Raw genomic sequence first — 13,063 nt, 5'->3', positions numbered from 1 at the left:
TTACTCTATCTAACTTGGAGAGACAGAAAGGAAGATGACCATGGCTGAGAATCAATTGAACAAGCATGGAGGTAACATTCAGATATCCGATGATGTCGTTGCCACAATTGCTGGTCTTGCAGCGCTTGAGACTCCAGGAATTGCTGCTATGTCTGGCGGACTATCAGATGATTGGGTGAAGATGTTGAGTGGCAAGAACGTGCAAAAGGGCGTGTCCGTCGAGGTAGGTGAAGTTGAAGCTGCTATAGACCTGCGAGTTATGGTTGTGTACGGTATGAAAATTCATGAAGTGTGTCATCAATTGCAGGTAAACATCCGCGAAGCGGTTCAAAGTATGACTGGACTTTGCGTTGTAGAGATTAATGTAAGGGTAGAGGGGGTCTCTTTCACAGATGAGGAGGTGAAGGAAATTCAACGAATTAGAAAATAGGTTATCGCTAAAAAACGATGGGAGAGGTGTATATGTATGTTAGATCCACGACTTACGAAATTAGCTGATATTCTCGTAAACTATTCTACAAAAGTGCAAAAGGGAGACAATGTATTAATAGATTCAACTGGAATCGACACATCTTTGGCAAAGGAACTTGTGAAAGCCGTGCATAAAAACGTACCATCACCCTATCAGGGATTTACATTCGAAAATGTCCGATTGGAGTTTAAAGATGGAGAGATCATCCATGCGGCAGCAAACAACACCGAGCGGCTAAACAATATCTTAGATGCGGATGAAGGTGCACGTTACATAGGGGAGTTTGCAATTGGGGTGAATCCTGCTATTAGGGAACCAATGCAGGATATTCTGTTCGATGAGAAAATCGATGGCAGCTTTCATTTCACACCGGGACGATGCTATGATAATGCTTCAAATGGGAATGAGTCAGCAATCCACTGGGACATGGTGATGATTCAACGCTCAGAGTATGGCGGTGGAGAGATTTGGTTTGATGATCGACTGATTCGAAAAGACGGACGTTTCGTGATTCCAGAACTGGAAAAGCTAAACCCCGAAAATCTAAAGTAGTTAGTGCTAACTTGGTCGCAGAATTTGACCCCAAGGAGATAAAGAGTTACACTTTCCTAGTACCCAAAGTACCATAAATGGATCTATCGGTACTACTCTTGGTTTGAGGTGAACTAAGGATGAAAGAACGAATTGCCAAAACTGCTATCGCGCTATTTCATGAAAAAGGAATCAAATTTACAATGAATGATTTGGCGCGCGAATTAGGTGTAAGCAAAAGCACGTTGTACGAGCATTTCCCGTCCAAGGACGAACTTATAGGTTATGTGGTTCAGCAAGTAAACGAAGAAACGGAAAGACGATTTCGAGAAGTGATCCAAGATACGAATTTGACCATATCTGAAAAATTAAAAGGGATACTCTTGATTGTCCCTCATGATTTCCAGAACAGCTATGTACGCTTACTGGTCGAACTTCGGCGGTACTACCCCGAACGGTGGAGGGAAATGGAACAAGGCATTAATGATGAGTGGAATATCATTACTAGTCTCATTGAAGAAGGCATCCATAATGGTGATTTTCGTCCGATGCATATTCCAACACTGATCCAAACCCTCAATTTCTTAATGACATCGATTTTCGATCAGCGCAATTTAGCTTCCAGCCAAATTACGGTGCAAGAATCTCTTTCCATGATGGTAGATATCATATTGAATGGAATTAGGAAGTAGAATGAGGCTCCCATTTGTTAGAGCTGAGAAAAACAAAACTTACAGGTTTCCGTTCTTCTCAGCTTTTTTGTTTTCGTGGATTCACTAAGAGCAAATGTATGCAATACTTATTGTTAGTACCGAAAATAATATTTTAGTACCACTAGTACTTAGATGAAAATGAAGAAAGGTGGGAGAATCCGATGGGATTTTGGGAAATCGGTTTGATCTTTGTTAATTTCGTCCTCCTCGGATGGACTCTATTTGCAGGCTGGAAGACAAAACGGTGGTCTGTTACCGCCTTGACGGTTGCCTACGGTGTTCTTATCATACAGCTTATCGCTGAAGGCTACCGTTGGCAGATGATTCCGGCTTATGTGTCCCCTGTTATATTGACAGTATGCTATCTATTGGCCAGGAGCAAAGAGAGCCCCAGAAACAGAATTACGGTAACGGTTCGTACATTGCTGCTTGTCATTTATTTGTCTGTAGCGGTCGCAATGCCTGCACTCATGCCTGTATCTTTATTTCATAAACCGACCGGCCCATTTATGGTCGGCACAACGCTGTATCATTGGGTTGATGATCAGCGGGAGGAACTTTTTACGGAAGATCCGAATGACCGGCGCGAGCTAATGGTACAGATTTTTTATCCTGCAGGTGATAAAGGCGAGGGAAATCGCGAGCCCTTTATCCGCAATGCGCATGAGGTCGCAAAGGGGCTGGAAAAAGATGTGTCCGTCCCGGCATTCGTACTAGGCCATCTGAATGTGGTGAAATCGAATGCGTTCACGGAAGCCCGGCTATCAGACGCCGAGAACCGTTATCCCGTATTGATCTTCTCCCATGGTTTGAACGGTTTTCGCAATCAAAATACGTTTCAAGTCGAGGAGCTAGCAAGTCAAGGTTATATCGTCTTATGTATCGACCATGCCTATGACGCTGCGGCGACCGTCTATCCAGACGGTCGAACCGCATACTTTCAGTCTACGAATCTAACTGAACTTGCTGAAAGAGATCGCCATATCAAATTATGGCGGGAAGATGCCGCTTTTGTGCTAGATCAAGTGGAGAAGCTTAACCGAGGCGATGTAGACGACCGCTTTAGGGGAAGGATCGACACCTCTCGAATCGGTATGTTCGGCCATTCTTATGGTGGAGCTACCGCCGCACAAATGCTGGTGGAGGACTCCCGTATCAAAGCAGCCATTAATATGGACGGTCTGTTATACGGGTCAAATGTGCCAGATACGGGAATCGGCAAACCGTTTCTGCTCATGAGCGCAGGGATCATCGATGATCCACTTGAAGATATCAAGGTAATAAATAACCGCAACGAGCGTGCGCTTGCCGGCGGTGGCATGTCGATGGTCGTTCCTCACACGGATCATACGAGCTTCACTGATTTTCATCTGATTTCACCATTATTGCGAAGCCCTGGCGAAGATCCACGGTACGTTCATCGTATCATTAACGAATTCAGTCTCGCTTTTTTTGACCTTTATGTGAAACAGACAGGCGACAGCTCAGCACTAGAAAGGTTGGCCGCAAAATACCCGGAAGTTAATTTTAAAGTGAACTGAAAAGTAGGGGAAATCATGAAACTTCTTAATCAAAAAAAGGAGAGGACAAACATGAAAAAAACAGGAGTACTTATCTTAGCGGCCGCAATAGGATTAGGTTTTTGCAGCAATGTACATATTCCGGTTGCTATTGCAGCCGAGTCGACTCCGACTATCCTGCCGATCAATTTAGCTGTAGACGGGACGGTAACCGCAAGTGGTGAAAATGGGTCGCATGAAGGCAAGGAAAAAGCGTTCGATCAGTATATTTTTTCGAAGTGGTTAACATTCAATACTCCAGCATGGCTGCAATATGAATTCACGAGTGCAAAGATCGTTAACTCGTACTCCATTACAACTGCGGAGGATGAGCCTGGAAGAGATCCGAAAAGCTGGGTGTTAAAAGGATCCAATGACGGGATTGTCTGGGATGATCTGGACACACAGCAGAATCAAAGCTTCACCTCCCGACATCAAACGAAAACCTATTCATTTGCCAATACGGCTGCTTATAAATTTGTAAAGTTTGATAACTTTGCTAATCAGTACGATGACGGCGGGATGCTGCAGTTATCCGAAATTAAGCTATTCGGTAATGATGTGCAGACTTTCAGCACGATTAAGCCCACGGTTACAGCCAGCGGAGAAAATGCGCCAGACGATATCAAGGCGAATCTGGTTGACGGATCAAGCAATACCAAGTGGCTAACTTGGAACAATACGGCATGGCTGCAGTTCGACTTTGGCGAACAGGTTATGATCGATGGTTACGCGCTTACGTCGGCTAAATCGTACAATAATAGTCCCGATGCTGATCCGAGAAGCTGGGTTCTGCAGGGATCCAATGATTCTATCAACTGGACGGATTTAGATACGAAAAGCGATGAGAACTTCAAGCTTCGCCATCAACGTAAACATTACTTATTGAATAACAATACAAATGCCTATCAATACTATAGGCTCAACAATATCCAAAATCATAGCGGCTACGCTTTGCAAGTAAGCGAAGTTGAATTTTCGCGCACGAATGACATGTGGCATACCGAGAACCCGATCATCGAAGTTCAGAATCTTGCGGGCTACAGTTTATTCGATCAAGCGCTACCCAATGCCCAGCAAGAAATTTTGACGATCTTGCGTAAATTAAATAAAATTTTATACAAGAGTCCGGCAGAAATGCCGGTTAGAGTAAAGAAAATTCTGGTGGAAATCGTAGACACCCCTGGAGTTGCCTGGATGTCAGGAGACAATGAGTTAAAAACGCTAGGTATCAGTTCTCAGTATCTCGCAAGCTTCGTAGCTAATAATCCTAACAACTCATTACGCGATGAAATTATTGGGATCCTTTACCATGAATTGGGTCATGCTTATCAATATAGCGACTTTGATGTGGAAGCAGTAGCTGATAGCTTGCGTTACGAAACGGGTTATCATAATCGTTATGGTATCAGCCCGGGTGGAACTTGGTCTAGCAATGGAACGGCGAACTTCATTCGCTGGATTGAAGATTCGAAACATCGCGGATTCATTCGTGCATTAAATGCGGCAAGGATCCCCTATGGCATGAATGAGCAACAAATTCAATTGTGGAAAGAAAGTCAATTTCAATTGATTACTGGCATAGACGTGAATACCCTCTGGTCTCAATATCAACAAACACTTTCTAATCATTGATTAGGTATCTCAGCCTTGCGAAAGAGAGTGATGGGCGGCCCCTACATGGAAAAGTAGGGGGCGCTTTTCTGTTTACATTTACATTTCTTCCCCGTTTCGAGTGATCCAGCTCTCTCCATCTCCGACTTATCTCATCAAGCCCTTCATCTAAATGATGCTCAATAGTAGTCAACTCGGTTGCATGTTTCCTTACACGACAAAGGTCAAAATTTTACCCACACTAGGTCATAATCCATCCTTTGTTCTCCCTTGCCTGCGGCTTATGATGAAGTCAACAAATTATAAGCTGAGGTGACATAAAAAGTGGAAGAGACAAAATCAAGTTATCAGCTTCCAAAACAGCAGGCGGAGAGCGGAGTGAAAAAATTTTGGTCGCCACGGAGAAAGGAAGCATTAGTTGGTTGGCTGTTTTTACTGCCAGAAATAGTGGGTATGTTAATGCTTAATGTATTTGCCCTTGGGTTTTCATTGTATTTAAGTTTTACAGATTGGGATTTATTATCTGGGGTATCAGGTATTAAATTTGCTGGTCTACAAAACTTCATTCATTTATTTCAAGATCCAACGATATGGAAGGCATTATATAACAACTTAGTATATACGGTGTTAACCGTGCCAATTCCGATTGCGCTTGCGCTTGTGTTAGCAGTTGTTATTCATAGTAAAGTCTACTTTAAAGATTACTTTAAAGTCGTATTCTTTATACCTTACATTTCTTCGATTATCGCTGTGGCAGCAGTGTGGAGCATCTTGTTCCACCCTTCACTAGGCCCTATCAATCAATTTCTAATGGATCTTGGTATATCGAATCCTCCGAAATGGCTCGTTGATCCGAAAACATCACTAATCGCGGTCGCTATTATTAGCGCGTGGGCAGGGCTCGGTTACACGATTATTATATACATGGCGGGATTGTCCAATATTTCCGAAGAATTATATGAAGCGGCAGAAATTGATGGGGCGACGGGGCTGAAGAAGTTTTTCAATATCACGATCCCGCTGCTCCGTCCAACAACGTTCTTCTTGCTTATTACGATGCTTATTGGTTCATTTAAAGTGTTCGATATTATTTCGTATTTGACCGAAGGCGGTCCTGATAATTCATCAACGGTAATTGTATTCCGCATCTATCAAGAAGGTTTCGTCAACTACAATATGGGCTATGCATCTGCAATCTCTTGGCTGTTATTTGCGATTATCGGTCTGATTACTGCGGCAACGTGGAAGATGCGCCAAGAAGAATCATTTTAATAGAAAGGGAGAATACGATGCTAACCTTACGTAATAAGATTACTAAAATTATTGCTACCGTGTTGATGGGGGCATTGTCTATACTTTTTATCTTTCCATTATTATGGATGGTGTCATCAGCGTTTAAATTTGAAAAAGATGTCATGCGCTTCCCGATTGAATGGATTCCATCTGCAACTAACTTTGTCAATAACTTTAAGGCAGTATGGATGCAAAAGGTACCGTTTGGTCAGATTTATTTCAACTCCATTAAAGTGGCAATTATCGTTACTTTACTCTCGCTACTTATATCAACGATGGCAGCCTATTCCTTTACGAAACTACAATTTCGCGGTCGAAACCTTGTATTCGCCGGGCTGTTAGCCATGATGATTATTCCTGATCAAGCGACGCTCATTCCTCGCTTCATGCTTATTCGTTGGTTGGGACTATATGACACCCATGCAGCGCTAATATTGATGGGTATGTTTTCGATTTACTTTACATTCTTGTTGCGTCAGTTTATGGCCGGTGTGAGTGATGATATTTTGGAAGCTGCTAAAATTGACGGTGCAGGGCACCTGCGCAGCTTCACTTCGATTATGCTTCCGCTCTGTCAGCCTGTAATCGCGACGGTGGCGATTATTAAGTTCATCTGGTCGTGGAATGATTATCAAAATCCGTTAATCTTCTTGCAATCGAAATCTTTGTATACCGTTCCGCTAGGCATGACCTTGTTTAGGGATGATTATACGACCAACGATGCGATTATGATGATGGCGGCAGTATCAGCGATTATTCCTCTGCTGATTGTGTTTATTGTTTTGCAGAGACAAGTTATTAGTGGGATTGCCCTTGGTGGTGTGAAAGGGTAAGCATATGGACTCATGATAAGATAAATCTGTAGACATCTCTAGTTTAGAGTCTTCTAATAAGTCAAAATCGTTATCGCACAAGCACAAAATTATACACGCAGGCAATTTGCAAACGTTATATACTGTCTGTAAGCGCTAACAAGGCCTTGACTCAAAGCTTACTATCATTCATTTTAGGGGGAAGTTGCACATGGCAACTAAAAGTAAACGTTATTTTCTTCTGTCCACATGCCTACTACTAGCATTAATGATGTTTACAAGCGCTTGTGGAAACAAAGCTGACGAATCCGCACAATCGAACGGTACAGAGAAGAAGGAAGTGACCCTTAAGTACTATAACTGGGACAATGAGGCTCAACAAGAGGGTACAGACGCAATGCTGCGTGAGTTTGAAGCTGCTAACCCTGGTATTAAAGTGGAACATGTCGTGCTCGTTCCAGGTAATTCATTGGAAATGTTAAAGAAATTGGACTTCCTTATTTCGTCCGGAGATGAAGTTGACGTCGTTCAATTGCCAAGTACTTCAGCGGTCGTTGAAAGAGCAGTTCGCAGTGCATTTACGCCACTAAATGAATTCTATGATAAAGAAGGTTTGAAAGCGGAAGATGAGTATTATGTAAATCCGCAAGTAGACGGCAAATATTACGGGATGCCATATACATCAGGTTATACCTATGTCATGCTCAATAAGAATGCGTTGGATGAAGCGGGACTGCCCGTTCCTAAATTCGGCTGGACATGGGATGACTATCGCGAGTATGCGAAGAAGCTGACAAAAGGCGAAGGCGTAGACAAACGATACGGAACCTACTTCCATACGTGGGAGTTGTATATGAATGCCCCAGCGCAAACGGTAATGAAAGATCCGTTCCGCTATGACGATGGCAGTACAATTCTGTCTGACCCAACCTATCCGTACTTCTTCCAATTGCGCAAAGACATGGAAAGTGTTGATAAGTCAGCGAAACCCTATGCGGATGTGCTAGCATCTAAGCTTAACTATCGCAGTGAATTCTTCGGTGGTAGTGCAGCGATGATTATGTCAGGCAGCTTCACGATTCCAGATCCAGGCAATCTTGAGCAGTACCCACATGATTTTGTGACTGCTTTCGCGCCAGTTCCTTTGCCTCCAAAGAATGCTTTGCCTAAAGATTATGAGGGCGGTAAATACTTTGTTGGCAGTTCACAATTAGCAATGGGTGCAACAACGAAGCACAAGGAAGAGTCATATAAGCTGATGCGCTTCATGTCTACAGCAGATTCAGCCAATAGACAGGAGTTTTCCGGTTGGAAGAAAGCAGATCAGACAAAACTATTGGAGCGCATGATCGGTAAAAACACGGACAAGTACGATGTAGAGTCGTTAAAGAACACGCTGTTTGGCGACGATATTAAGTATTTGGATGCTTCCAAGGTGCTTACCATTTCAAGCGCTGACTTAACAAAAGTGATCGACGATGGCTTCAGCAAATTTATGCTTAGCACGGAGCCAATTGAAAAAGTACAAGCATGGATGGTTGAAGAAGCAACGAAGATTATTAATGAGAAAGAGAAGAAGTAACGATTTGTAAGTAATATAATAAATAGAAATCCGCTGAAACTAGGCGTCTCTATATTCCATGCTATATAAAGTACAAATAGTGGGAAGAGGGACGCCTTTTCTGTATGGTGCTCAGAGAAGGGGTGAAGAGTGATGAAAAAAATACTAAGTTTGTTACTAGTAGTTGCGATAGTAGTCACGTTCTTGCCTGTTGGCACAGGTGTAGCGATGTCATCAAATGTTGCTAATTTATTTCCGAATGGTGATTTCGAATCAACTGCAGCGCCGAGCGGTACTTGGACTCAATATACGGATACGAACCCTGCACCTGTCAATTGGGACACATGGATTCCTGTAGGTTCTGGTAAACCAGCTGGTAGGACAGTAAGTGTAACGGTCGCTACCTATGATTCTTATAGTGGTCAGCAATCGATGCTGATAGATGCTTCCGGCACAAGCCGTGTATCGATTAATGCTAAGGCACCCGTGGAGGCTGGGAAATCGTATCGCTTGCAAGTGTGGTATAAAACCGAAAATATTGCAGGTGGCAGCGGAGCTTATTTCCGCACTTCTGTGCTGAATCCTTCTAACACAAAATTAATAGATGGACCTACTTCAACGAAGGTGTATGGTACGAACGATTGGACGATGCAGCAAATTTTTATAACGGTGCCGGCTGGTGGTGCCAAATTTTTTGTTGAATTGTTTTTAGAAAATAGCACCGGCAAAGTGTGGTTTGATAACATTCGGCTGGAGGAATATGACGGCATAACGGGGTTAGCGCTTGAACCGACGGCAACGATGATGACGGTTGGGGAGACGAAGCCGCTAACATTAACCGTCACTCCAAATAACCTGCCCTCTCCCAAAGTAATATGGAGTACTAGTGATGAGAATGTAGCTGCTGTTGATCAAGATGGCAATGTAACAGCAGTTGCTGCGGGTGTAGCAACAATCACGGTTGCAACAGAAGACCAGATGATAAAGGCACAAAGTAACATTGGTGTAGACTCTACAGAGACAGCAGTTGCTTACGACCAATTGCGTACACGTTGGAAGCAGAAGTTAGTAGGAGCTGTAGACGATAACCTCGCTTCTGATCCCGCTATTCAGGCACTAGTAGCTGAGATGGACAATAATGTATCCAATGCCGCTAAGACGGGTTATCTCGATACGCTTAGTGCTAATGATAGCAGCCGTAGATACTTATGGTCGGATCTTGTCGATAACGCCGACACGAAGGAGCAGCATGCCAACAACATCGTTAGCGAGTTTACTCGTATTAAAACAATTGCAACCGCTTACAACACAGGGACTTCCCGTTTCTATCACGATCCGCAGCTGCGGGATGCAATTATAGGTGCTCTGGATTGGATGTACGCTAAGCGTTATAACGAGCGTTTATCCTACAGCAGCGCCAGCAGCTGGTGGGGATTTGAAATCGGTGCACCGCAGCTGTTAAATGATTGTTTGATCCTTATGTATGATGAGTTGAACGATCAGCAAATAGGCAACTTCATGCGGACAATAGATAAGTATTGTCCTAATCCAACAAAGCGGGTGCAAAATAGCTCCGTGATCGAAACCGGTGGCAATTTGCTGGACAAAGCACTTGTTGTAACTCTTCGCGGCGTAATTGGTAGAAATAGCGCTAAAATTACGCAAGGACGGGATTCGATTGGTTCCGAATTTAACTATGTCACGAAAGGTGATGGTGTATATGAGGATGGTTCACTGGTGCAGCATGCGAATATCGCTTACACGGCTGGCTATGGTGCAGTCTGGCTCAGCCGCACGGCGGACATCACTTATTTGCTCAACACTTCACCATGGCCTGTGACTGACGCGCGTGTAGCTAACATTTATAAGTGGGCAAGTGATACATTCGAACCGGTTATTTACAAAGGGCTGTACATGGATATGGTTAACGGGCGGGGGATCTCCAGAAAAGATTCGGGTACGGCTCGCGGTACGATTGTAGCCTTAGCTAGTTTAGCAGAGGGCGCACCACCAGAGGTTAGCGCTACTATTCGCAGTATGGTTAAGGAATGGGTAAGCAAGGATACAACCTTTCATGATTACTATAAAGGCTTGCCGATTTATAGTGTGATGCTGCTGAAGAAAGTGATGAACGATGATACTGTCGCACCGCGCGGTGAGCTGTCGCGCAGTTATATGTTCAACGGTATGGCCCGTGTCGCGCATCATCGTCCGAACTACGCTTTTGGGCTAAGCATGTTCTCAGACCGCATTTCTGCCTTTGAGATGGGTAATAAAGAAAATGTAAAAGGCTGGGATACCGGTCTTGGCATGACCTATATCTATAACGAAGACTTATTGCAATATCGCGATGGATTTTGGGCAACGGTTAACAGTTTCCGTCTGCCAGGAACAACAACAGACGGATCTGGAGAAGGGAAGATGCCGGGCGAATGGGCGTACTATTACAATACGAAAAGCCATGTTGGCGGTGCAACACTAGATCATTTATATAGTGCAAGCGGCATGGATTTCTCATTAACGAAAGTAACGGGCAGTGATTTAAGTGGTAAGAAATCATGGTTCATGTTCGATGATGAAATTGTTGCCCTCGGTACAGATATTCGTAAAACATCGGCCGCTACAAAATCGGTAGAAACGATTGTTGATAATCGCAAGTTGAATAGCAGCGGTGATAACGCCTTTGTGATTAACGGTGTACAGGTGCCTACAGCATTGGATTATGCAGCAGATATTGATGATGTAAACTGGGCGCATCTGGCGGGCAATGGTGCAGGTTCTGGTACGGATATGGGCTATTATTTCCCAACTACACCCACACTGCATGTCGTACGCGAGGCGAGAACAGGCTCGTGGTCTGAGATTAACAACGGTCAATCGCAAGATAAGCTGACGCGCAACTATGCCAGCATTGCCTTTGAACATGGGAATAATCCACAAGCAGCTAGTTACGAATATGTGTTGCTTCCAGGTAAGACAGCGGCACAAACACAAGCTTATAGTGAACAATCAGCTGTCAATGTGCTAAGCAATATATCAACCGTACAGGCTGTTAGCAATATGCAGCTTGGCATCACCGCTGCGAATTTCTGGAGTGCGGATACTGCGGGAAGCATCCAAGCTAAATCCGCAGCTACGGTCATCATGAAAGAAGACAGCGGCGAAATGAAAATTGCGATATCCGATCCAACGCAAAAGCAAAACACAGTGACGGTTGAAATCCATCAACCGAACTTGACATTGCTGACTGCAGATACGGGGATAAAAGTTACACCGATACAAGATGGAGTTAGCATTGAAGTCAACACTTCGGGATCGCTCGGTAAGACGTACACGGCAACATTTGATCTCGGCAAGACCTACACCGTAACCATGGAAGGTGTAACAGCAGATAAACAGACTGCTAAGAAAGGTGAAACCGTAACTGTAGTACTAGATACGCCTGTGGGTAAAGTGTTCGATAAGTGGATCGTTACGCCAGCAAGCTTGACGTTGACCCAAGATACAACGAATAACAACATCTATACGTTCATCATGCCAGGTGAAGCAGTTAAAGTAACAGCAACGTATAAAGACGATACACCGGTAGGTGGCGGATCGACACCATCAGCGGATCCAACACCAACATCGCCGACACCAACACCTAAACCTAAACCAACTGAACCAGTGAAACCTACTGATCCAGTATCCCCTACAGTAGATTTGTCTGATATCGCAGATCATTGGGCGAAGGCTTCCATTGAAAAATCAGTTGAGCTTGGTTTTGTAAGTGGCTATGAGGATGGAACCTTTAGGCCGAATGCTACGATAACTCGCGGTGAGATTTCAGCAATGTTAGCTAGAGCGCTAAAGTTGGAACCCGTAAATACAGGGTTTATTTTCGCGGATCAAAGTCAAACACCAGTATGGGCACAGCCATACATTCAAGCACTTGCTAAAGCTGGATATATTTCAGGCTATGAAGACCGTACATTCCGTGCGAATAAAGATATCACCAGAAGTGAACTCGTTGTTATGATTGTTCGTGCACGGGGTCTTGAAGTACATCCAAATGCAACTCTGACGTTTACAGATGCGGATCAAGTGCCAGCATGGGCTAAGCCTTATGTGGCAACTGCAGAAGAAGCAGGCCTGATTAAAGGAAATGGAGTTGGTACATTCAATCCTAATGCTGCTGCAACCAGAGCTGAAGCAGTTACTTTGATTCTAGGCATGTTAAATGATTTGAAATAAGAGATGCTGTCTATTCAAGCCATCTGCATTAGTCATGTCTTAAGGTCAACGACTTAAGTAGGTGCCAAACTGTATCATCTAAGTGAAGGTGACTTCCCAGCAGGTTTGAGTTTAGATGAAGATATTTCCAGTTTGTAGTTAGTAGAGGTTAAAATAACCAATCGAAAGCCAAGATCCGATTTTTAGGATCTTGGCTTTCGATGTTAAGGTCAAAATATTGCATATATATAAAAAAATAATGCGTGTTTCTACCTATCTTTGATTTGCTATTATTA

The 13,063-nt window shown here is 43.7% G+C and carries 8 protein-coding genes and 1 pseudogene; all 9 read left to right on the top strand.

Annotation, left to right across the window (positions count from 1 at the left end):
- Positions 1-40 precede the first annotated feature (40 nt).
- The gene (locus PBN151_RS15225) at positions 41-430 is read left to right on the top strand and encodes an Asp23/Gls24 family envelope stress response protein (protein WP_072729681.1); all 390 of its coding nucleotides are present in this window, start codon (positions 41-43) and stop codon (positions 428-430) included.
- A gap of 177 nt (positions 431-607) precedes the next feature.
- Positions 608-1,024: pseudogene (locus PBN151_RS15220) on the top strand (aminopeptidase); the annotation flags it as partial.
- Positions 1,025-1,143: 119 nt separating this feature from the next.
- Positions 1,144-1,695 (top strand): TetR/AcrR family transcriptional regulator, encoded by a 552-nt coding sequence (locus PBN151_RS15215; RefSeq protein ID WP_072729679.1) that lies wholly within the window; start codon positions 1,144-1,146, stop codon positions 1,693-1,695.
- Between the two features lie 182 nt (positions 1,696-1,877).
- Positions 1,878-3,257, top strand: a complete 1,380-nt coding sequence (locus PBN151_RS15210; RefSeq protein WP_072729678.1) for an alpha/beta hydrolase family protein — start codon at positions 1,878-1,880, stop codon at positions 3,255-3,257.
- A 51-nt stretch (positions 3,258-3,308) separates the two neighbouring features.
- Positions 3,309-4,910, top strand: a complete 1,602-nt coding sequence (locus PBN151_RS15205; protein WP_072729677.1) for a basic secretory protein-like protein — start codon at positions 3,309-3,311, stop codon at positions 4,908-4,910.
- A 303-nt stretch (positions 4,911-5,213) separates the two neighbouring features.
- Positions 5,214-6,161, top strand: a complete 948-nt coding sequence (locus PBN151_RS15200) for a carbohydrate ABC transporter permease (RefSeq protein WP_021254836.1) — start codon at positions 5,214-5,216, stop codon at positions 6,159-6,161.
- A 17-nt stretch (positions 6,162-6,178) separates the two neighbouring features.
- On the top strand, positions 6,179-7,015 hold the full coding sequence (locus PBN151_RS15195) for a carbohydrate ABC transporter permease (RefSeq protein ID WP_021254837.1): 837 nt from the start codon (positions 6,179-6,181) through the stop codon (positions 7,013-7,015).
- Between the two features lie 190 nt (positions 7,016-7,205).
- Positions 7,206-8,576, top strand: a complete 1,371-nt coding sequence (locus PBN151_RS15190) for an ABC transporter substrate-binding protein (protein WP_072729676.1) — start codon at positions 7,206-7,208, stop codon at positions 8,574-8,576.
- 132 nt (positions 8,577-8,708) lie between these two features.
- Positions 8,709-12,788, top strand: coding sequence for a polysaccharide lyase family 8 super-sandwich domain-containing protein (locus PBN151_RS15185; protein ID WP_072729675.1), 4,080 nt, complete (start codon positions 8,709-8,711; stop codon positions 12,786-12,788).
- Positions 12,789-13,063: the final 275 nt, after the last annotated feature.

This window comes from Paenibacillus sp. NAIST15-1 (genome assembly GCF_001894745.1).
Taxonomy (GTDB): Bacteria; Bacillota; Bacilli; order Paenibacillales; family Paenibacillaceae; genus Paenibacillus_B; species Paenibacillus_B suaedae.
This window is presented reverse-complemented; position numbering and strand designations above follow the sequence as displayed.